Origin of the sequence: Paraniabella ginsengisoli (assembly GCF_022513635.1) — a bacterium.
Classification (GTDB): Bacteria; Bacteroidota; Bacteroidia; order Chitinophagales; family Chitinophagaceae; genus Niabella; species Niabella ginsengisoli.
On the sequence record NZ_JAKWBL010000002.1, the window covers coordinates 454,497 to 474,554 of the forward strand.

Annotated in this window: 24 protein-coding genes and 2 pseudogenes; 19 read left to right on the forward strand and 7 right to left on the reverse strand. The window is 36.7% G+C overall.

Annotation, left to right across the window (positions count from 1 at the left end; genetic code table 11):
* Positions 1 to 122: 122 nt before the first annotated feature.
* Together MKP09_RS13590 and MKP09_RS13595 are read left to right on the forward strand one after the other, a co-directional pair.
* Positions 123 to 653, forward strand: coding sequence for a carboxypeptidase-like regulatory domain-containing protein (locus MKP09_RS13590; protein ID WP_240830535.1), 531 nt, complete (start codon positions 123 to 125; stop codon positions 651 to 653).
* Positions 654 to 2,576 carry an outer membrane beta-barrel family protein gene (locus MKP09_RS13595; RefSeq protein WP_240830536.1) on the forward strand — a complete coding sequence of 641 codons (1,923 nt, stop codon included), beginning with the start codon at positions 654 to 656 and terminating at the stop codon, positions 2,574 to 2,576.
* A gap of 5 nt (positions 2,577 to 2,581) precedes the next feature.
* Here MKP09_RS13595 and arsB read toward each other — a convergent pair.
* From arsB to MKP09_RS13615, 4 genes and pseudogenes are all read right to left on the reverse strand, one after another.
* Positions 2,582 to 3,612 (reverse strand): annotated as a pseudogene (arsB, locus tag MKP09_RS13600) (ACR3 family arsenite efflux transporter).
* A 181-nt stretch (positions 3,613 to 3,793) separates the two neighbouring features.
* On the reverse strand, positions 3,794 to 4,084 hold the full coding sequence (locus tag MKP09_RS13605; protein WP_240830537.1) for a hypothetical protein: 291 nt from the start codon (positions 4,082 to 4,084) through the stop codon (positions 3,794 to 3,796).
* A 156-nt stretch (positions 4,085 to 4,240) separates the two neighbouring features.
* Positions 4,241 to 4,714, reverse strand: a complete 474-nt coding sequence (locus tag MKP09_RS13610) for a DUF6428 family protein (protein ID WP_240830538.1) — start codon at positions 4,712 to 4,714, stop codon at positions 4,241 to 4,243.
* 56 nt (positions 4,715 to 4,770) lie between these two features.
* Positions 4,771 to 5,097, reverse strand: a complete 327-nt coding sequence (locus tag MKP09_RS13615; RefSeq protein ID WP_240830539.1) for an ArsR/SmtB family transcription factor — start codon at positions 5,095 to 5,097, stop codon at positions 4,771 to 4,773.
* 233 nt (positions 5,098 to 5,330) lie between these two features.
* Here MKP09_RS13615 and chrA point away from each other — a divergent pair, with 233 nt between their 5' ends.
* The 8 genes and pseudogenes from chrA (at position 5,331) to MKP09_RS13650 (ending at position 13,543) form a co-directional block, all read left to right on the forward strand.
* Positions 5,331 to 6,467, forward strand: a complete 1,137-nt coding sequence (gene chrA, locus MKP09_RS13620) for a chromate efflux transporter (RefSeq protein ID WP_240830540.1) — start codon at positions 5,331 to 5,333, stop codon at positions 6,465 to 6,467.
* Positions 6,468 to 6,899: 432 nt separating this feature from the next.
* Entirely contained in the window at positions 6,900 to 7,313 is a 414-nt protein-coding gene (locus MKP09_RS26200; RefSeq protein WP_262915367.1) for a fatty acid desaturase family protein, read from the forward strand.
* On the forward strand, positions 7,274 to 7,855 hold the full coding sequence (locus MKP09_RS13625; protein ID WP_262915368.1) for a fatty acid desaturase family protein: 582 nt from the start codon (positions 7,274 to 7,276) through the stop codon (positions 7,853 to 7,855). The genes MKP09_RS26200 and MKP09_RS13625 overlap by 40 nt, the downstream gene beginning before the upstream one ends.
* Positions 7,856 to 8,288: 433 nt before the next feature.
* Positions 8,289 to 10,688, forward strand: coding sequence for a glycoside hydrolase family 2 TIM barrel-domain containing protein (locus tag MKP09_RS13630; RefSeq protein WP_240830541.1), 2,400 nt, complete (start codon positions 8,289 to 8,291; stop codon positions 10,686 to 10,688).
* A gap of 29 nt (positions 10,689 to 10,717) precedes the next feature.
* Positions 10,718 to 11,545: a glycoside hydrolase family 16 protein gene (locus MKP09_RS13635; RefSeq protein ID WP_240830542.1), complete on the forward strand. Its 828-nt coding sequence runs from the start codon at positions 10,718 to 10,720 to the stop codon at positions 11,543 to 11,545.
* 33 nt (positions 11,546 to 11,578) lie between these two features.
* Positions 11,579 to 11,935, forward strand: coding sequence for a DUF488 domain-containing protein (locus MKP09_RS13640; RefSeq protein WP_240830543.1), 357 nt, complete (start codon positions 11,579 to 11,581; stop codon positions 11,933 to 11,935).
* Positions 11,936 to 12,056: 121 nt separating this feature from the next.
* A pseudogene (locus tag MKP09_RS13645) lies at positions 12,057 to 12,881 on the forward strand (glycoside hydrolase family 43 protein); the annotation flags it as partial.
* A gap of 50 nt (positions 12,882 to 12,931) precedes the next feature.
* On the forward strand, positions 12,932 to 13,543 hold the full coding sequence (locus tag MKP09_RS13650; protein ID WP_240830703.1) for a beta-xylosidase family glycoside hydrolase: 612 nt from the start codon (positions 12,932 to 12,934) through the stop codon (positions 13,541 to 13,543).
* Here the strand turns inward: MKP09_RS13650 and MKP09_RS13655 are convergent.
* Genes MKP09_RS13655 through MKP09_RS13665 form a run of 3 tightly spaced genes read right to left on the reverse strand, consistent with a single transcriptional unit; the run spans position 13,521 to position 14,547 of the window.
* Positions 13,521 to 13,814, reverse strand: coding sequence for a helix-turn-helix domain-containing protein (locus MKP09_RS13655; RefSeq protein ID WP_240830544.1), 294 nt, complete (start codon positions 13,812 to 13,814; stop codon positions 13,521 to 13,523). The genes MKP09_RS13650 and MKP09_RS13655 overlap by 23 nt on opposite strands.
* Positions 13,733 to 14,356 (reverse strand): GlxA family transcriptional regulator, encoded by a 624-nt coding sequence (locus tag MKP09_RS13660; RefSeq protein WP_317235350.1) that lies wholly within the window; start codon positions 14,354 to 14,356, stop codon positions 13,733 to 13,735. Before MKP09_RS13660 ends, MKP09_RS13655 begins: the two co-directional genes overlap by 82 nt.
* Before the next feature lie 35 nt (positions 14,357 to 14,391).
* Positions 14,392 to 14,547: a hypothetical protein gene (locus MKP09_RS13665; protein ID WP_240830545.1), complete on the reverse strand. Its 156-nt coding sequence runs from the start codon at positions 14,545 to 14,547 to the stop codon at positions 14,392 to 14,394.
* A 210-nt stretch (positions 14,548 to 14,757) separates the two neighbouring features.
* Between MKP09_RS13665 and MKP09_RS13670 the strand changes: the two genes are divergently transcribed.
* From MKP09_RS13670 to MKP09_RS13710, 9 genes are all read left to right on the forward strand, one after another.
* Positions 14,758 to 15,426 (forward strand): SRPBCC family protein, encoded by a 669-nt coding sequence (locus MKP09_RS13670; protein WP_240830546.1) that lies wholly within the window; start codon positions 14,758 to 14,760, stop codon positions 15,424 to 15,426.
* Positions 15,333 to 15,683, forward strand: coding sequence for an SRPBCC family protein (locus MKP09_RS13675; RefSeq protein ID WP_240830547.1), 351 nt, complete (start codon positions 15,333 to 15,335; stop codon positions 15,681 to 15,683). Before MKP09_RS13670 ends, MKP09_RS13675 begins: the two co-directional genes overlap by 94 nt.
* A 127-nt stretch (positions 15,684 to 15,810) precedes the next feature.
* A complete protein-coding gene (locus tag MKP09_RS13680; protein ID WP_240830548.1) occupies positions 15,811 to 16,107 on the forward strand; it encodes a hypothetical protein in 297 nt (98 codons plus the stop codon).
* The gene (locus tag MKP09_RS13685) at positions 16,014 to 16,979 is read left to right on the forward strand and encodes a sialidase family protein (protein ID WP_240830549.1); all 966 of its coding nucleotides are present in this window, start codon (positions 16,014 to 16,016) and stop codon (positions 16,977 to 16,979) included. The genes MKP09_RS13680 and MKP09_RS13685 overlap by 94 nt, the downstream gene beginning before the upstream one ends.
* Before the next feature lie 44 nt (positions 16,980 to 17,023).
* A complete protein-coding gene (locus MKP09_RS13690; RefSeq protein ID WP_240830550.1) occupies positions 17,024 to 17,875 on the forward strand; it encodes an MFS transporter in 852 nt (283 codons plus the stop codon).
* The gene (locus MKP09_RS13695; protein ID WP_317235323.1) at positions 17,797 to 18,408 is read left to right on the forward strand and encodes an MFS transporter; all 612 of its coding nucleotides are present in this window, start codon (positions 17,797 to 17,799) and stop codon (positions 18,406 to 18,408) included. Before MKP09_RS13690 ends, MKP09_RS13695 begins: the two co-directional genes overlap by 79 nt.
* 136 nt (positions 18,409 to 18,544) lie before the next feature.
* Positions 18,545 to 18,805, forward strand: coding sequence for a LacI family DNA-binding transcriptional regulator (locus tag MKP09_RS13700; RefSeq protein ID WP_240830552.1), 261 nt, complete (start codon positions 18,545 to 18,547; stop codon positions 18,803 to 18,805).
* 2 nt (positions 18,806 to 18,807) lie between these two features.
* On the forward strand, positions 18,808 to 19,560 hold the full coding sequence (locus tag MKP09_RS13705) for a substrate-binding domain-containing protein (RefSeq protein ID WP_240830553.1): 753 nt from the start codon (positions 18,808 to 18,810) through the stop codon (positions 19,558 to 19,560).
* Positions 19,561 to 19,645: 85 nt separating this feature from the next.
* Positions 19,646 to 20,047, forward strand: a complete 402-nt coding sequence (locus MKP09_RS13710) for an aminoglycoside phosphotransferase/kinase family protein (protein WP_240830554.1) — start codon at positions 19,646 to 19,648, stop codon at positions 20,045 to 20,047.
* Positions 20,048 to 20,058 lie beyond the last annotated feature (11 nt).

Below are 20,058 nucleotides of genomic sequence, written 5' to 3' on the forward strand. Positions count from 1 at the left end.
TTATGATGCGGGTCAGCTGCTACTCTGTATCCAAATTTCGGGTTGGGAAATGGTTTTTTATTTCGACTCTTTTTGTAAAGGAATAAAATAATTATGTCATCTTCGCGCCGAAATTTTTATATATGATTTTACGTTTTGCTCTTGTCTCAATAACTATCCTGCTCTTTCAGGTTACCATGGCACAAAGCTTTACTATTAAAGGGGCTGTTAGGGACAGTGTAGAAGGTGGGCCGGTAAAAAGCGCCAGTGTTCAGGTTTTTGATTCAAATAATAAACTAATTTTTACAGATAAAACAAACGATACCGGAAATTTCTTTATTGAAGTTCCAAATACTAAACGGCCAGCTTTTATAATCTTAAGCAGTATAGGATATCAGAATAAAAAAATAAAAGTTGCTTTCAGTGATTTAACGGTGTACGAATCTGGTAATATTCTTCTGCTACCTTCTTCCTATTCGTTAGCAGCTGTTGTTGTAGAGGGTAAAAAAGCCCCGGTATCATTTACAGTAGATAGACAGGTATATAAGCTTTCGCAGTATGGAAATGCAGCGAACGGTACAGCAGTTGATGCTATTCGTAATCTTCCTTCTGTTAATGTAAATGGACAGGGTGAAATTTTTTTAGGGGCTCATCAAGTTTTCTGGTACTTTTAAATGGCAAACCAACCAAGGCGATCCGGCTTTTGTGCTAAGCCAATTGCCGGTTCTATCGAAAACATTGAAGTAATTACCAGCCCATCTGCAGCTTATGATGCGGATGGAAAAAGTGGTATTATAAATATTGTCACTAAAACTGCGGTTGAAGATGGATGGATGGTTCAGGCTAATATAATGGGTGGTGCACCTCCAATAAACGATTTTGACAATAAAACATATAACCATCCGCAACGCTATGGAATGGATATTTCTGCTGGTTACAACAAGAATAAATGGGGCTTTAATGCAGGCGCTAATTATTTAAGAAATGATATTGCAGGTTTTAGGGAAGGAGATGTTTATACAATAATTGATAATATTAAAACGTCTTTTCCTTCTGCCGGAGAAAGGAGTTTTAAACGATATAACTATGGCGCGAGGGTTGCGTTAAATTTTCAACCCAACAAAGCAAACTCGATTAGTAGCGGCTTTTACATTGGTAAAAAATTCCAAAGCAGGGAAGCCGATTTGTTGTATCATAATTCGCGACAGAATTTCACTACTGGTAATACTTCTCATTTTACTTATTACAATGCCAATACTCAAGACAAGGAAGGCATATTTACCTTACTTAATCTTGATTACAGCCATCAGTTTAACGATGCTTCTAAAATTATTTTTTCTGGATTATTTGAACGGGCTAATCTGTCAGGGCTAACGCAAAACCGGAACCTTTATTATCCTAATACACACGATACCATTCAATATACCCGCAATCCAAGCACCAATCCTTTGAATGCTTACAGAGCGAAAATGGATTATTCAAAAAAGATAGGAAATGGGGAATTGCAGGCCGGGTATCAATATCGTTACGATATTCAAAATGGCGATTTTTTATACCTTACCAAAATAAATGGGACGGATGATTATGAAAGAGATCCGCTTTTTTCCAGTGATGTAAAAGTGAATAACAAAATTCATTCTGGTTATTTACAATACAATGGCTCGGTTGATAAATTGAATTACGCAGCTGGGTTAAGATTAGAGCAGTCTGACAGGTTGTTGAAATTTTCGCAAGGTGTTGATGAAAGCCGTTTATCGCTCACCAATTTATTTCCATCTGTTATGTTGCGTTATGCAGCATGGAAAAAAGGTACAATCAAAGCAGGATATACCCGGCGCGTTAAACGTACTAATAATTTTGAATTAAATCCTTTTCCTGAACGAGAACACTCAGAAACGCTTGAGCAGGGAGATCCCAATTTGTTACCGGAATTTACGGGAACTTTTGAGGTTGGTTTAGAACAAAACTTTACAGGGGGTAACTTCTTTTTTACGCTTTATCATCAGCGCATACAGAATCCTATTCAAAGAGTGAATAAAGTGTTTGCAGATACTATTTTGAATCGGGTATTTACCAATGCTGGCCGGGCAACGCAAACTGGATTTGAAACTAATTTAAATCTTCAGATCAATAAAGTGTGGCAAACTGTTATTGGAGGGAACTTGTATAAATACAAAATCAAAGGCACCATTTTTAATGGAGACATACCCATACAAAATCAAAGTTGGGTATATAGTATCAACAGCACACAATCGTTTAGCCTGCCTCGAAGTTGGTTGTTACAGCTAAGTGTAAATTATCTTTCGCTAAGAGCAACGGCGCAGGGAGAAGACGGTGCGTTTTTAACACCTCATTTTACCGTTAAGAAAACAACACAGGATAAGCGATGGTATTTTCAGTTTCAATGGCTGAATATTGATGGAGGTATGAAGATCTCTAATAGGCAACGCATTAGTACCTGGGGCAATGATTTTTATACCACAACTAATTATATTTACGAACCAGATCAACTACAACTTTCAGTTGGGTTTAATCTACTTCGAAAAAATAGAAAAATCACACTACCTCAAAGTGAAATGGGAGAAAAAGAATTTTAGTTAACTTAAGCATAATATTTCTTTTTCATCCACAAACTTGCTTTTACCAAAAGTACTAATACCGGAACTTCCACCAAAGGCCCGATTACACCCACAAATGCCTGCGGCGAATGAATTCCGAAAATCGATATGGATACGGCTATTGCTAATTCAAAATTGTTTCCTGTGGCTGTAAAGGCAATTGAGGCATTTTTAGCGTAAGGCATTTTTAAAGATTTATTGATAAAAAAGCTTACAAAAAACATCAGTACAAAATAGATGATTAACGGCGCGGCTACTTTTAATATATCCATTGGCAATGCTACAAGTACATCACCTTTTAGGCTAAACATGAGTACGATTGTAAATAATAAGGCGTACAAAGTAATGGGTGAAATTTTCGGAATAAATTTTCTGGCGTACCATTCAATGCCTTTTAATTTTATAAGTAAATAACGGCTAATAAAACCGGCTAAAAATGGAACGCCTAAGTATATCAATATACTTTCTGTAACATCTTTCATTGGTACGCTTACATCAAAATTGGCCAATCCTAATTTGTTAGGTAATACGTTAATGAACAACCAAACTAAAAAAGTGTATGTAGCTATCTGAAAAATACTATTCAATGCAACCAGCAAAGCCGCATACTCCCGGTTGCCTTTTGCCAAATCATTCCACACAATAACCATTGCGATGCATCTTGCCAATCCTATCAAAATCAAGCCTATCATGTAATCCGGCTCGTTTCTTAAAAAAGAACGGCTAAGGCAAACATCAAAATGGGCCCGATGATCCAGTTCAACAATAAGGATATACTGATTACTTTTTTATCTTTGAATGCTGATGGTAATAAGGAATAATCGACCTTTGCCAAAGGCGGATACATCATCAAGATTAACCCAATGGCTAAGGGAATATTGGTTGTGCCAACAGTTAGTGAATGGGTTAGGTTTGAAATATTCGGGAACAAATATCCTAAACCAACACCTAGAAACATTGCCAGGAATATCCAAAGCGTAAGGTAACGGTCGATAAACCTGAGTTTGGGCTGCATTGTTAAAGAGTGATTTGTGAAAAAACATAAAACATTTCGGAGCCAATTTGCAAGCTTCTTTCTGCATAAACTTTAGATTGCTCGCTAGTTCCGTCTGATTTTTTTGGATCTTCATATTTAATCGGAAACCTGGCTTCTGCGCCAATTATTATAGGACACCCTTCATCAGCGTTGTCGCAGGTCATAATTGCGCCAAACGATTCTTTTGGATTGAACTTGTCATTATATTTTTAGAAAAACAAATAACTGCCGCTTCGTTGGTGTCATACTTTATGGCATAAACCGGATTGTTTGCTTCGCTTAGTTTTTCAATTTGAAGGCCTTGAGCCGTCAGCGTTTCAGCTACTTTCGGAAACATAGCTGTGGCTTCTGTTCCGCCCGAATAACAGAAAATATTTTTATTCCAAAATGGAATGCCATCGTTTGTGCCCATATCTGTGATAAATGGCTTCTGCGCGAATTGTGCGTGCAAATAAAATTTAATCGAATCGTTTCGTGTGCATTTATTTTTTCCTGAATATAATTTGCCAATAGGTTTAAAATTTCTTTTCGATCGTCGGCAATTTCTTGTTTACAAACTTGTTCGATGGTTTGGGATAATGTAATAAACATAGTTTTATTTTGGTAATTAACAGCATCCGCCGCCTGGTGTACAAATATTGGTTTGATTGACGCTTAAGTCGCTTAAGTTTTTCTTTTGCTTTTCTGTCGGAACTCCACAAGCGTCTTGAGCCAGGCATGCTGTTGCTTTGCTTTTAAGCAAAAATGTTTTTCCGTTAAAATCTAAATCGTATTTGCCAATGGTACCACTTTGATATTCTACTTCAATTTCCAAATCTTCGATACCCAATTTTTCTTCCGAAAGTTTAATGATGTTGAGTAGTTTATTCGGTTTCAATCGGTGTTCATAATCGTTTGCATTCCACAATTGAAAATTTACTATTTTTTCGTTTCGGATAACACCACCACAATCAATAAAATTTTTGGTAATGATTCCCACTTCTGTAACATGAAAATGTTCTGGAACAAATGATCCGTTTTCTAACAGGAATTCAACATTGTCTAATGTTGGTAATATTTGTTTTATGTCTGATAACTTCATTGACTTTTAGGTTATTGTTTTAATGCAATATTGCGATAGTGCTATTTAAAAAAATGCTAACAGCATTTTGCTTTGGAAACGGAGTTAATTACTTTGGAAAAATATTTGTTGATGGTTTCTATCGTTTTTTCGTCAATGCAGTAGCATATTGAATTTCCTTCAATATTTCCTTTTATGAGGCCAGCATTTTTCAACTCTTTTAAATGTTGAGAAACCGTTGGTTGAGCCAATGGAAGTTCGTTCACAATATCGCCGCAAATACACTCGTTCGCTTTCATTAGGTACTCAATAATTGCGATTCTTGCAGGGTGCCCTAATGCTTTTGCAATGTTTGCAATTTTATTTTGCTGGTCGGTAAAATGATCGGTTTTAGTAGCTCCCATGAGTTTAATTAATATTGCAATATTACGATAATGATTTTAAAAATAATCAATTTTTTAGAAAAAGCTGTATGTAATAGCATACAATTTTATCTTCTATACTGTATATTCTTTTTTCAAGTAAAAAACAGCTAATATTGAACTCGGTGGGGTGTTCATTATAAATAAGAGAGATATCACACCTATTAAATTTTGCTTGGACTAATTTTGAGCATTAAATAGATCCTTCGAATAAAATGAAATCAATACAAAATTCTAATAACTTAAAGGAGATAGCCGTTTGCTGCCTCAAACTAGGATGTATTGGGTTTGGCGGTATAGCTGGAATGGTGTCAACCATCGAAGCCGAAATCGTCAACAGAAGAAAATGGATAGATCAACAACATTTTATGGATGTAGTGAGTACCTCTTATATCATTCCTGGCCCAAACGCTGTAGAGGTAGTCATGCATTGTGGAAAGGAGAGGGGTGGTCGATTGGGATTAATAGTTGCCGGTATTTGTTATATTTTACCTGCCATGCTGATTTGCGTATGCCTGGGATTTTTTTATAAAAAATATGCTTCATTACCCAACGTTCAAGCGTTTTTATTTGGATTACGCCCAGCGACCACAGCTCTGATCATTGCCACAGTTATAAGGCTATCGAATAATATTTTGAAAGGAAATATCTTTTTAATATTCATCTGTTGCATAGTGTTCATTGGTTCTTATCTTGGATATAACGAGGTGCTTCTGATTCTGGGTGCTGGAATGTTGAATTACCTGATCCAATCTTCAAAAGGAAAAATCAACATCTATAGTGGCTTCTTATTTTATCCTTTGCTTTTACAAATAAGTAACAAATTCCCCAATGAGAAGCTATTTTTCATTTTTTTGAAAATAGGAGTAGTACTATACGGAAGTGGTTATGTTTTATTTGCTTACATGGAAGAGTCGTTGATTCGCAGAAATCACTGGCTAACGCATCAGCAATTAGTTGATGCTATCGCAGTGGGGCAGATTACTCCAGGCCCAATATTATCCAGCGCTACCTTTGCTGGATTTCTTATCAATGGGTATAGCGGTGCTATTATAGCCACGACCGGTATTTTTTTGCCTTCTTTTTTATTTCCTTTTTTCTACATCATTTACTTTCTAAGGCAAGAAAAAGCAGCCGATTACGTATTTTTTAGATGGGTTAAGTGCTGCATCAATTTCTATTATTGCAGTAGTTGGCATTCGTTTGGCAGGCCCAGCAATAGAAACCTGGCAAAGTGCTGTTTTATTGGTAAGTTGTTTAGCATTTACTCTTTTTATAAAAAGAGTAAATGCTTTATACATAATTATTCTGGGAAGTCTGGCCGGATATTTTTTACTAAAGATATAATCTAACTAAAATGATGATGTTTGGGCCTATTTATCCTTAAAACAGGTTTTGTTAAGATTAGAGCATGGAAGGCTCTTTTCTATCTTTTTCTGACTTTAATTGTCTACCTTTATAACTCTGTTCTCTATCACAACAGAAACTCTTTTAAAGTGTGTCGCAAATTGCAATAAGTATTTAGCCGCGTTTAAGCAAATTTACTCCTTAATACTTTCCAATCCTTGTAATAAGTTATCTGCTTTCTTAGAAAAGAAGGGCAAAATATGCCTTAGAATTAAACTTATTTTTTCACTTAATTTTTTTTTATTAAAAAGATATCCTTTCAAAAATCAGTTCCAGCCGATTTTTCTACAACATTAAAAATCCGCGTTTCAGAATATCTTAAGCAGAATGGTAAAAACAGGTTTGGAAATCAATCCATGATACTGAAATCAACATTTATGCTTTTGCTCTATTTTGTACCCTTGGGTTTTATTTGCTTTGGAAATATCGAGAGTACTATTTTATTATTTACTTTGTTCATTTTAAGTGGCTTTGGAATGGCGGGAATTGGAATGGGTATAATGCACGATGCCTTACACGGTTCCTATTCCAACAGCAAGGTTCTTAATAAAATAATGGGATACACGATGAACATGATTGGCGCAAGTGATGAAGTATGGAAGTTGCAACATAATGTTTTGCACCACAGTTTTACAAACGTTGAAGAACATGACGATGATATAAATGCTCCTTTTTTCTGCGCTTTTCGCCACATGCTAAAAGAAATTTTTTACATCGCTTCCAGCATTATTATGTTTGGTTTTTTTATGGGTTGTCTACAATATCCTGGATCACTTCCAAAGATTTTATAAGGTTGAATCGGTATAATAAAATGGGACTTATCAAAGACAAAGCTGAATATAGAAGAATTTTACTGAAGATCATATTCTGGAAAGTGATATACTTCTCTTATGTATTAGTATTGCCTTTGTTGCTTACTTCCTTTGCAGCCTGGATCGTTATATTGGCATTTTTGTGTATGCATTTTGTGACTGGGCTTTGTATATCTCTTGTGTTTCAATCGGCACATGTAATGCCAGACATAGAATATCCTTTGCCGAACGATGCAGGAAAGCTTGAGCACGAACGATTAGTACATCAGTTAGCCACTACATGTAATTTTTCGCCAAAAAGTAAATTCTTTTCATGGTTAATTGGCGGACTCAATTTTCAAATTGAACATCATTTATTCCCACATATTTCTCATGTACATTACAAACATATTGCTCCGATAGTTAAAACTACAACTAAGGAGTTCGGGATACCATATTATTCTTATCCGTCCTTTTTTTCTGCTCTTAAAGGACATGGTAATATGCTTCGTAAGCTGGGTCGCCTTGCTTATCAGAATTGATACATGTAACTCTCGTATCAAAACAATTGCGTCAAGCCCGCAAGCTCTTTCTGATTTGTCTTATTAGAAATAAAAATTTCTCTGCTGATATAATATACATCCAGCGATTATCTACCTAAATTTCATCTAACCGCATAGCTACTCATGCTACAACACCGCCAACTTATAAAGGATACTCCAGCATTAAACCTTGTGACAAAATACATGTCAAAGATTTTCTAAAATAATTTTCTTTCAAAATCGAATTAAATTAAAAGAAATTCTATCTTGTTGCTTTGGTATTGTATTCGTTACGTTTCTATACCTCAAACAAAGATGTCTTGCCCTTCTTCAACAAAAAATAAAGTTTAACAGTCTCATCTACATTAAAATATTTATGAAAAGTCGTTTTGTTCTGCTATGTGCATTAGTGTCTTTTTTGTGTAACGAAATTATGGCCCAGCCTGGATTTGGCGATGCAAGGAAAATAAATAATGATTGGTCTTTTGCATTAACACAGGATACCACCTCATTGCAGCCAACCAAGGGTGTACCATGGCAGTCGGTCGGTCTTCCCCATGATTGGAGTATAAGACAGCAGTTGGATGCTAAAAACGCAAGCAGTATGGGCTACCTTCCTGGTGGTATTGGCTGGTATAAAAAGTCCCTGCTTATTCCTAAGCAGAATAATAAAGTTTATATTTATTTTGAAGGCGTTTATAATAGAAGCGAGGTGTTTATCAATGGTCAATCCTTAGGAAAAAGACCTAACGGATACATTTCTTTTATGTATGATGTTACACCTTATATAAAGTTTGATAAAGAAAATGAGATTCTCGTTCGTGTAGATCACCACCGTGCAGCGGATTCCCGTTGGTACACAGGTGCCGGAATATACAGGGATGTTTGGTTAGTATACGCCAACCCGGTTCACATTGCACAATGGGGCGTTTATGCTTATCCCGAAATAAATGGGAATTCAGGTGTTTTGAATGTTGAGGTTCAGCTTGACAATAATGAAACGCAGCAACAAAACGTTACAATTATAAACGAGTTGCTCAACCCGAAAGGCAGTATAGTAGCGAAGAACAGTGGCACACTTATAATTGATGCTAATAGTTCTAACAAACTATCCTTAGATATGAAAGTTGCTGACCCTGTGTTATGGAGCCTTCATGATCCTGCATTATATAAGTTAAGAACTACAATTTTAAAAGATGGAAAGCAGATAGATGCTAAAACCACAAGTACTGGGTTCAGGAAATTCACATTTGATCCAGACAAGGGTTTTGCTTTAAACAATAAATGGATGAAGTTGAAAGGTGTGTGTCTTCACCATGATGCCGGCGTATTAGGCGCTGCCATGCACAAGGAAGTATGGCGTAGGCGTTTGTTGAACTTAAAAGAAATTGGTGTTAATGCTATAAGAACAAGTCACAATCCACAAGCAACTGTATTTTATGAGCTTTGTGATGAGTTGGGATTGTTGGTTATGAATGAGGCATTTGATGAATGGGAATTTCCAAAACGAAAATGGCTTGAGGGCTGGAATGTTGGCACACCTGGTTATCAGGGAACCTATGATTTTTTTGACGAGTGGGGTGAGAAAGATATGGCGGACATGGTACGCCGGGATCGAAATCATATTTCTATATTCGCATGGAGCATCGGAAACGAAGTAGACTATCCTAATGACCCTTATTCGCACCCTGTGCTTGATGGATCTTCAGAAAACGGTTTTACGCAAAAAATATTTGGAGGTTATAAAAAAGATGCTCCTGATGCAATGCGCTTGGGAGTTATTGCAAAAAAACTAACTGCGGTTGTAAAACAATATGATCGATCCCGCCCGGTAACTGCAGGCCTTGCCGGCGTAGCAATGTCCAACGAAACAGAATACCCTGCAGCCCTTGATATTGCTGGTTATAACTATACGGAAAGCCGCTATATATCTGATCATAAAAAATATCCCAAACGTGTTATTTTTGGTAGTGAAAATCGGCATGACTTTAAAGCCTGGAAAGCAGTAACGGATAATGAACATATTTTCGGTCAGTTTTTATGGACAGGAATTGATTATCTCGGCGAGTCTGGCAAATGGCCATCAAGAGGATTTTATTCAGGCCTTTTGGATTTTAGAGGCTTTATAAAGCCGCGTGGCTATTTCAGGCAGTCACTTTGGAGCGAAAAACCTATGGCGTATTTGGGAACTTACGCCTTGTCTACAAATGACAAAAGCCCCACAGATGATGTGCTTACAGAAAATGAAAATAATATCAAAGATAAAGCGCCGTCTATGGATGCCTGGTCGTCATGGAACTATAAAGAAGGGCAAGTAATTCGTGTGGTTTGTTATACAAATGCTCCTAAAGCAAGGCTGATGCTGAATGATAAACAAGTTGGGGAAACAAAAAATTATAATGATAAAACAGGTATTATTTTTTGGGATGTTCCGTACCAGCCTGGAAAGTTAAAAGTGGTAGGGTTAGATGATTCTAATAAAGTTTCATCTGAATATATAGTTCAAACAGCCGGTAACCCTTATGCAATAAAGGTTATAACTAATACTAAAACTCCCGATGACGCGATAGCTCAGGTTGCTATACAAATTGTGGATGCTAAAGGTGTGCCGGTAACATATACTGAATCGGAAATTACTTGCACGATTTCAGGTAACGCAACCTTATTAGGCCTTGAAGCAGGAGACAACAGAGATATGGGAGACTATACAGACAATAAACAAAAAACTTTTCGCGGAGGCCTTATGGCTTATATAAAAAAGAATACAAAAAGTGGCAATATGAAAATTGCATTTACAAGCCCGAAATTGAAAGGCATTAGCATTTCACTGTAATCAATTATCAATTCATAAATCATTTGTATATGCTATTAATAGCTATTACTGCTGCACTTTCGACATTTTTTGTTGGGGATACTAGTTTAAGTGTACAATCTACAGACAATTATAAATTGGTTTGGTCGGATGAATTTAATAAACCAGGCAAAGTAGATACAACCGTATGGCAGTTTGAAAAAGGGTTTGTTCGTAATAATGAATTACAATGGTATCAGCAACAAAATGCCTGGTGTGAAAACGGAAAACTAATCATTGAAGCGCGTCGCGAAAAGTTACCCAATCCTGGTTATAAAGAAGGGAGTAATAACTACAGAGAAAGCCGGAAGGAGATCAACTATACTTCGGCAAGCGTTAACACACGAAAAACTAAAGCCTGGAAATATGGCCGTTTTGAGATACGTGCAAAAATTATTGCCCAGCCAGGCTTATGGCCCGCTATATGGACTTTAGGTCAAAAAGGCGAATGGCCTTCAAATGGAGAAATCGATATAATGGAATACTATAAAGGCGATATTTTAGCGAATGTTGCAACCGGAACATCTGAAAGGTATAAAGCAAAATGGTTTACAACAAAAAAAGCATATACTTCTTTTAATGATCCTGATTGGGACAAGTCTTTTCATACCTGGCGGATGGACTGGGATGAACATTTTATTAAACTTTATATGGACGATATCTTGCTAAACGAAGTGTCATTAAATGAATTGAAAAATCCGGATGGAAGTAATCCTTTTCGACAACCTCATTATTTGCTACTTAATTTAGCTATTGGTGGGGACAACGGTGGAGATCCGACTAATACAGCATTCCCCAACAGATATGAAATAGATTATGTAAGGGTGTATCAGAAATAAAGAAGGATTAGTAAAGATTGAAATCATCTAAACATGAAACCATCAATTAAAATAAAACGGGCCTATGCAGATGTTTCGAATGATGATGGATACAGGGTATTGATAGACAGGCTCTGGCCGCGAGGCGTAACCAGGAAAGATCTTCAAATAAACCAATGGGCAAAAGATATTGCTCCGACTTCAACGTTGCGCAAATGGTTTGGCCATAAGCCGGAACGTTGGAAAGAATTTCAGAAAGATTATTTGAAAGAACTTAAAGTGAATAAAGCCGCAGATGAATTTGTTAAAAGCAATAAAGCACATGCGGTTATTACACTAATTTATGCCGCAAAAGATGAAAAGCATACTCATGCTTTAGTATTACAGAATTTTCTGGAGCACAAGTTTTGAATCGGGTTATTTTTCCTACCATATTGTATGATTTGTATTTCTCTTTATGCAATAACTTGTAACTGTTATACATTACATTCAAATTCCTTTTCTTTGAAGAAGAAAAATAAAGATGATCGTCATGAAAAAATTGATAAACTGGGTCTGTTGCCTGTATTTGCTAACAAGTAATGTATATGCTCAGAAAATTACACCTGTTATACCTGGAGACTTTCCAGATCCTTCTATAATCAGACAAGATAAAAAGTATTTTGCAATCGGTACATCATCTGAGTGGGCACCACATTTTCCTATTTTTTCGTCAACCGATTTACGCAATTGGAAACAATCTGGTTATCTATTCAATAAAGCACCAGAATGGACGTCTTCTTCTTTTTGGGCGCCGGAATATTTTTATCATAACAATACTTATTTTATTTATTATACGGCAAGGCGTAAATCGGATAATATATCCTGTATTGGCGTCGCCACCTCAAAATATCCCGACAAAGAGTTTACGGATCATGGAATTATTATTGAAACTGGAAAGGAAGCAATCGATGCTTTTGTTTTCGATGATAACGGGCAGCTCTACATAAGCTGGAAAGCTTATGGCTTAGATAAAAGGCCGATTGAATTGCTATCGTCTAAGTTATCTGCAGATGGATTAAAATTAGAAGGTGAACCATTCATGCTTTTGAAAGATACTAAAGGTGTTGGAATTGAAGGGCAAAGTATTTTGAAGAAGGACGACTATTATTACCTTTTCTATTCGGCAGGTGCATGCTGTGGTATGCGGTGCGATTATAATGTGCGAATCGCAAGATCAAAAACTATTCACGGAACTTATGAAGAGTATGCGGAAAATCCTGTGTTGCAGGGTAATGCTGCATGGAAATGTACAGGGCATGGCACTTTTGTAAAAGCACCTGATGATACTTACTATTATTTATACCACGCATATAACCGAGCTTCTATGGTTCGTACAGGCCGCCAGGGAATGTTAGCCCAACTCAGCTGGAGGGAAAAAACCAATGGCCTGTTTTCAAGGAGTTATCGGGTAATTCATATCCAACAGGTGTTACTGATAATTTTTTTGGAAAAACACCAGCGCTTCATTGGCAGTGGGATTTCCGTAATGCCTCTCCAAATGTAAAGCAAGATAATGGCAAGTTACTGCTGTCTGGTACTACTAACGCCGATAATAAAACCGGTATCGCGCTAACCCTTCGCCCCGCATTGCCGTATTACGAAATGCAGGTTACTGTTGTAAATGAAAATAATGCTGTAAAAGGATTGACTGTATACGGAGACGTAAAAATGGCTGTAGGTTTGGGTGTTACAAATAATAATATTGAGTATTGGTATGTAAAAGATGGTAAACGCGAAGTGCTTGCATCTTCGTTAATTAGGCAGGGTCCGGTACAGCTAAAAATGGCTGTGAGTGAGGATTTGCAAGTATCCTATAAACAAGGATCAAATAAATGGCAGACACTAACCCCGAATAAAGAAATTTCTTTTGATGCATTATCACCATGGGATAGAAGTTCAAGAATGGGGCTGCATTTTTTGGGTAATCCGGAAGAACAAGCCGTCTTTAAAGAGTTTAAATTGATCTACCAGCAGTAATAAATTGGTGTCTGGATACAATCGGGAAAGAGCAACATCTAAAGAGCAGTTTATTTTTGTATTCCAACGGGGACAATCCTGTTATTTTTCTAAAGACTTCTCTAAAGGCTTTTATATCTGAATAACCTACTTCATACATTACTTCGTTTATATGTTTGCGTGTAGTTTCAAATGCTTTTTTAGCCGATTCTATTTTGACTCTTTGTAAATATTCGACCGGTGTATTGTTAGTGGCTTTAATAAATCTTCGGTCAAAATTCCTTCTTCCCACAGCCAACTTTTTTGAAAGTTCTTCAAAGGATATCTTCTCATCAAAGTTCTTTTCAATGTAGGTTTGTGCTTTTTTACTACTTCGTCTTGATGTTCTTTCTGTCCTCTGAAAATGATAAATTCAGACTGGCGTTCCCTGTCCATCTCAATCTGAAATACTTTTGAACAATAAATAGAAGTCTGTCTGTCAAAATACTTTTCAACCAAATAAAGTACCAGGTTTAAAAAAGAATAAGCACCACCATTAGTGTAAATTCCGCCTTCATCAGTTATCAATCTGTCAGCTTCTACTTTTATTTTTGGAAACATGTTTTTTAAGGTATCTGCAAATCCCCAATGTGTAGAGCAGGATTTGCCATTTAATAAACCCGTTGCAGCAAGCAAAAAAGCACCGGTACACATGCTGGCAATCTCTGACCCGTTTTTGTATTGATCTTTGATCCATTCAATCAAGGCCTCGTTTTTATTGACCGCTTTTTGATAATTATGATTTAATGATGGGATAATTATAAGGTTCGTTTTAGCGATTGAGTCAATATGAATATGAGGTTGTACACTAAATAAACCATCATGAAAATCTACTTTTTTGAAATGCCAGCTAGCTCTATTTTAAAGATTTCTCTATTACCTTTTTCTTTCCAATGCGCATACGCTCTTGTAAGGATTTTATACGCGCCTACTATACTGCTTAGGTTATTTTGGCCATCGGGAACAAGAATAGTAATGTGTTTCATTCGAGTATTTTTAAGTATACAGCTATGCTGTTATTTTTTTGTATGAAATATTGATAGAAGTATTTCATTTTTTCTTTTACAAAGATAAAAAATAGTGTTGTCCAAATGCACCCGTAGTAAAGTCTGTTTTACACCCTGTGTTCATGAAAATTCATCTATAATTTTGACTAAAGCGTTTCAGCACTTTATTCAATTTTTAAAATTTTAATTATGACAAATCAGCATTTTACAACAAGCTTTTTAGTTAAGGCAACAGCTCAGCAAGTCTTTGATGCCATTAATAATGTTCGGGGTTGGTGGTCAGAAAATATAGAAGGCCCAACAGATAAGCTAAATACACAATTTGATTACCATTACCAAGACGTGCATCGAGCCAGCATTAAAGTGGTAGAATTTGTGCCGGGTAAAAGAGTTGCTTGGCATGTAGTTGATAATTATTTTAAGTTTACAGTTGATAAAAGTGAGTGGACAGGAACTGATATCATTTTTGAAATTTCAGAGAAAGATGGCCAGACACATTTGGTATTTACACATCGTGGCCTGGTACCCTCATACGAATGTTATAATGTTTGTCATGATGCATGGACGCATTATATACAAGATAGTCTAAAAGGTCTTATCCTTAATGGTGAGGGGAAGGCAACACCAAAAGATGATAATAAATATGACGATTCAAATGAGGCAGAGAAATCAACTAATCAAACCTCTACAAAAAGTATTTTTCACAGGTTGCTTATTAAGGCTCCCGTAGAAAAAGTTTACAATGCACTAACAACACACAGGGGTTGGCAGGATGGTGGACTCCGGATACAAAAGCAAAACCGGAAGTTGACAGTATTGCAAGGTTTGGTTTTGAAGCAGATTATTTTAAGGAAATGAAGATAACAGCACTTAAGCCGTATAGTCGTGTGGAATGGATCTGCATGAAAGGCTATCCGGACTGGATAAATACTACATTGACTTTTGAGTTAGAGCCTCATCAAAAAGGTTGTGTGCTACTGTTTCATCATGATGGATGGGCAAATTACACACCTGAGTTTGCGTCTTGTAGTTATGACTGGGCCATGTTTTTCAGAAGTTTAAAATTTCTTTGTGAAACTGGTAAAGGCCATCCTTATCCGGACTATAATAAATGATCGCTTTTGAAACAGGAATGAGCTTCTCAATAAGTTTTTGCAAGAAATCATACCTTTATTTTTTGCATTATAAAGTGTATTATTAACTATGTTTGCTCTTGTCATACGATTCAAATATAGTTGTCAAATGAAAGAAATAAAAAGAAGCTTATTGGTGTTGAGTTTGATGTTTGCCTTTGGTATTTTTTTGTCAAAAGGACAGACTAGTAACGCAAAGGTTACAAAAGCACATCGTGCTGGCATCGTTTTAGAAGAGTTTGTTTATACAAAAGCCGATTTTCCGCAATGCCATTCAGCAACCATTTTGGAAATTGAAAATGGTGAATTGTTATGTGCTTTTTTGGTGGTACCCGCGAGCGCCATCCTGATGTTGAAATCAAACTCAGCCGTAAAAAAGCTGATGGCAATTGGACTGCACCAATAAGCATAGCAGATGGTGTTCAGCCTGATGGAAGCAGGCAACCTACCTGGAACCCGGTTCTGTTTCAGCCCAAAAATGGTGATATAATGCTCTTCTACAAAGTAGGCCCTAATCCCAGAGATTGGTGGGGCGAAGTTAAAACATCACAAGATGGTGGAAAAACCTGGAGCGCAGCAAAACGTTTAACTAATAATATTGTCGGCCCAATTAAGAATAAACCTATACAACTAAATAATGGAACAATTCTGTCCGGATCAAGTACTGAAAAAAATGGCTGGCGTTGTCATATAGAACGCAGCACGGACGGTGGGAAAAGCTGGAGTTTTATAGGTCCTATTAACGATGGTAAAAAGGTTGGTGCTATTCAACCGACTTTACTTACGCATGCTGATGGCAGCATTCAGCTTTTAGCCAGAACAAGATATGACGAAGCGGGTTATATAGCCGAAAGCTGGTCTACCGATGGTGGTCTTCATTGGTCTGAAATGAAAGCCAGTAAGCTTCCTAATAATAATTCGGGAATTGATGCTGTAACGTTAAAAGATGGACGACAGCTTTTGATATATAATCATTCCACCCGCACACAAGCTGGAATGGGACATAAAGGGAGAGGAGTGCTGAATGTTGCTATAAGTAAAGATGGAAAAAAATGGGATGCCGCATTGGTGTTGGATTACATTGATCAACCAGAGATGCAGTTTTCGTATCCGGCGGTTATTCAAAGCTCGGATGGTTTAGTACATATTGTTTATACCTGGCATAGGAAAAGAGTAAAGCATGTTGTGATAGATCCTCAAAAGTTAGAAACTTTTCCTATTGAAAATGGTAAATGGCCTTTTGATAAAATTCCGCTTGTTAAAAGCACCGAGCAATAAGACGAACTCGTGTTGATTTATAGCACCTTTAAACCTTATAGAAAATGCAATCACAAAGATTGGAAGAAGTTGAAAGTAAACCGAAAAGTAATTTATTCGGCATTTCCTTAATAGCAGCTTTAGCAGGATTTATTTTTGGATTTGATACCGTTGTTATTTCCGGCGCCAATCTTCCTATAAAAGAATTATGGAATACATCGCCCTGGTTCCATGGTCTTTTTATTATGTCAATGGCATTATGGGGAACAGTAATAGGTTCGATTTTTGGAGGTATTCCCACTCAAAAGTATGGCAGGAAAAAAGTATTATTATGGATAGGCGTTCTGTTTTCTGTTTCAGCTATTGGAACAGCAATAGCGCAGGATCCTTACACATTTTCTTTTTTCCGGTTTATTGGTGGTCTTGGCATTGGTGTATCTTCTGTTGCGGCACCAACCTACATTTCAGAGATATCAACTGCTAAAACCAGAGGAAGGTTAGGAGCAATGTACCAGTTCAATATTGTTTTTGGAATATTGATAGCTTTTCTCTCCAACTATTTTTTGCAAGGCTTTGACGGGCAAAATGATTGGCGCTGGATGTTGGGTGTAATGGCAATTCCTTCCATATTATATACTATAATGGTATTGAGTATTCCGGAAAGTCCGCGATGGATCCTTTCAGTCAAAAATAATAGGGCAGAAGCAAAACGTATTATGTTGCGCTTAGGTGTTGAAGATCCTGATGCTTATATTTCAACCATTTTGGAGTCCGATAACAAGCAGGACAGCACTCCTAAAAGTTCAGGAATTTTTACTTCAAGATACCGGGTTGTTTTGTGGCTTGCTTTTTTGTTGCTTTCTTTAATCAATGGAGCGGGATCAATTTTATTTTATATTATGCTCCGGAAATATTAGAACGCGCTGGATTAGCTGCTAAAGATTCTTTAGGAAATTCGATTCTTATCGGGTTTACCAACCTCATTTTTACATTTGTTGGTTTGTATCTTATAGATCGTTTAGGACGAAAAACACTTTTGTTAATCGGCTCTGTCGGTTACATAATTAGCCTCGCCATGGTTGCATGGGCTTTTTACACGGGTGCTGGAGCTACTTTTTTACTTTTCTTTCTTATGTTATTTATTGCCTCGCATGCAATTGGGCAGGGCGCAGTAATATGGGTGTTCATCTCTGAAATATTCCCAACTAAAACGCGTGCAGCAGGACAGTCCTTTGGAGCCAGTATTCACTGGATATTTGCCGCTATTATCACGTTGATAACTCCTGTTTTTTTAGACAGTGAAAGCGGTATTTTTAAAGATAATCCATGGCCTATATTTTCATTCTTCGCATTTATGATGGCGCTTCAGCTGGTTTGGGTATTACTGAAAGTTCCTGAAACAAAAGGAGCCTCGTTGGAAGATATAGAAAGTAAACTGATCAAAAATTAAGGAGGGGATAACATTTCTTATAAACAGATTTTGGAGATAAAATGCTCTTTTAGAAAAAATACGAGGTTAACATAAGGTTACCTCGTTTTTTTTCTACCTTTAAAACATCTTAGTTGTTTTTCTAAGCATCTGTGTTATGAGCGATATCCCTACTATTAAAGAAATTGCAAAAAGACTTAATGTTTCTGTTTCCACTGTTTCAAGAGCTTTAAATGATCACCCAAGGATTGGCTTAAAAACAAAACAAGCTATTCAAAACCTTGCGAAAGAGTTGAATTATGAACCTAACCCAAAGGCTATTTTTTTTAAACAAAAAAAGAGTTTTGTAATAGGAGTAATACTTCCGCTTATTTCAGAGGACTTTTTTCGAAAAGCATTAGTGGTATTGAAGACGTAGCTATGGAGCATGGTTACACCATTTTATTTGGCCAAAGCCACGACAGTATTGAAAAAGAGAAAACCGTAATCGACGCAATGATAAAGCAACGCATCGATGGCTTGCTTATATCGCTTTCTAAGGAGACCAATAAATATGATCACCTGGTGTCACTTGATAAATACAATATTCCTATCGTTTACTTCGATAGGGTGCCCCCGTTTGAGAAAGCAAGCAAAGTATATTGTAGTGTTTACAAAGGAACAGAGCAAATGATTGAATGGCTTTTCAGGCAAGGCCGCAAACGAATAGCCTTTATTAATGGGCCTGATGAAATTGCTGCCAGTAAGGACCGCTTAAAAGGCTATATGGATGGTGTGTCTAAGAAGAAGCTTAAGATAGATATGCAAATGGTTGAGAAAACGGATCTGTCTGAAGAAGGTACACAAATGGCTTTGAACAAGTTGTTGAATTTGAAGAAGCCACCGGATGCTATCATAAGTTTTAACGACTATGTACATCTGGATGCCGTAAAATATGCGCTGCAAAAAGGTGTTAATGTAAACGAAGATATTCTTTTTGCCAGCTATGCTAACATTTCAGCTAACAAACATGCTGCCCATCCACCCGCTGTGTCTTTGGACCAGTTTCCATATCAGCAAGGGCAGCTTGCTATGAATATGCTTATTAATATTCTGGACAAAAAACAGTCAGGTGAAATCAATGATAACCCTTTCGAAAAGATAGAAGTGCCGATAACGCTTGTATATAGTTGATAAAAAGTTATACAATCGTTTGCGCAATTTTACAAGCTGAGTATATTCTACCTTTATTCGAAATGTAAATTGCAAAATGGATTTTATGCACAATGTGCTTGCCCACTATGGTTTTGAGAAAAGTAGCTATACCGTTGAGAAATTTGGAAGTGGCCTTATTAATGACACTTGCCTGGTAAAGAACGGAAAAGGAAAATATATTCTACAAAGAGTAAACGACAAAGTATTTGTCGATCCGTTTCTCATTGCTGATAATATAGAAAAAATAGAAGCCTATTTAGCAGAAACTAAAAGTGATTACTTCTTTACTACGCCCCATTATACATTGAAAGGCGAATCGATGGTGAAAACGGAAGATGGCTTTTACAGGGTATTCCCATTTGTAAAAGATAGCCATACCATCGACGTTGTTCAAACACCCGAGCAAGCATTTGAAGCTGCAAGCAGTTTGGTAAGTTTACTAAAGTATTATCGGGGATTGATATAGCTAAGCTGAAT

What these genes read in the sequence shown, in the direction of transcription:
- chrA (WP_240830540.1), top strand. Translation starts at nt 5,331, where the DNA reads ATGAAATCAATACAAAATTCTAATAACTTAAAGGAGATAGCCGTTTGC.
- MKP09_RS13670 (WP_240830546.1), top strand. Translation starts at nt 14,758, where the DNA reads ATGACAAATCAGCATTTTACAACAAGCTTTTTAGTTAAGGCAACAGCT.
- MKP09_RS13595 (WP_240830536.1), top strand. Translation starts at nt 654, where the DNA reads ATGGCAAACCAACCAAGGCGATCCGGCTTTTGTGCTAAGCCAATTGCC.
- MKP09_RS13630 (WP_240830541.1), top strand. Translation starts at nt 8,289, where the DNA reads ATGGCCCAGCCTGGATTTGGCGATGCAAGGAAAATAAATAATGATTGG.
- MKP09_RS13685 (WP_240830549.1), top strand. Translation starts at nt 16,014, where the DNA reads ATGTGCTTTTTTGGTGGTACCCGCGAGCGCCATCCTGATGTTGAAATC.
- MKP09_RS13640 (WP_240830543.1), top strand. Translation starts at nt 11,579, where the DNA reads ATGAAACCATCAATTAAAATAAAACGGGCCTATGCAGATGTTTCGAAT.
- MKP09_RS13615 (WP_240830539.1), bottom strand. Translation starts at nt 5,097, where the DNA reads ATGGGAGCTACTAAAACCGATCATTTTACCGACCAGCAAAATAAAATT.
- MKP09_RS13590 (WP_240830535.1), top strand. Translation starts at nt 123, where the DNA reads ATGATTTTACGTTTTGCTCTTGTCTCAATAACTATCCTGCTCTTTCAG.
- MKP09_RS13710 (WP_240830554.1), top strand. Translation starts at nt 19,646, where the DNA reads ATGCACAATGTGCTTGCCCACTATGGTTTTGAGAAAAGTAGCTATACC.
- MKP09_RS13700 (WP_240830552.1), top strand. Translation starts at nt 18,545, where the DNA reads ATGAGCGATATCCCTACTATTAAAGAAATTGCAAAAAGACTTAATGTT.
- MKP09_RS13610 (WP_240830538.1), bottom strand. Translation starts at nt 4,714, where the DNA reads ATGAAGTTATCAGACATAAAACAAATATTACCAACATTAGACAATGTT.
- MKP09_RS26200 (WP_262915367.1), top strand. Translation starts at nt 6,900, where the DNA reads ATGCTTTTGCTCTATTTTGTACCCTTGGGTTTTATTTGCTTTGGAAAT.
- MKP09_RS13665 (WP_240830545.1), bottom strand. Translation starts at nt 14,547, where the DNA reads ATGAAACACATTACTATTCTTGTTCCCGATGGCCAAAATAACCTAAGC.
- MKP09_RS13680 (WP_240830548.1), top strand. Translation starts at nt 15,811, where the DNA reads ATGAAAGAAATAAAAAGAAGCTTATTGGTGTTGAGTTTGATGTTTGCC.
- MKP09_RS13705 (WP_240830553.1), top strand. Translation starts at nt 18,808, where the DNA reads ATGGAGCATGGTTACACCATTTTATTTGGCCAAAGCCACGACAGTATT.
- MKP09_RS13690 (WP_240830550.1), top strand. Translation starts at nt 17,024, where the DNA reads ATGCAATCACAAAGATTGGAAGAAGTTGAAAGTAAACCGAAAAGTAAT.
- MKP09_RS13635 (WP_240830542.1), top strand. Translation starts at nt 10,718, where the DNA reads ATGCTATTAATAGCTATTACTGCTGCACTTTCGACATTTTTTGTTGGG.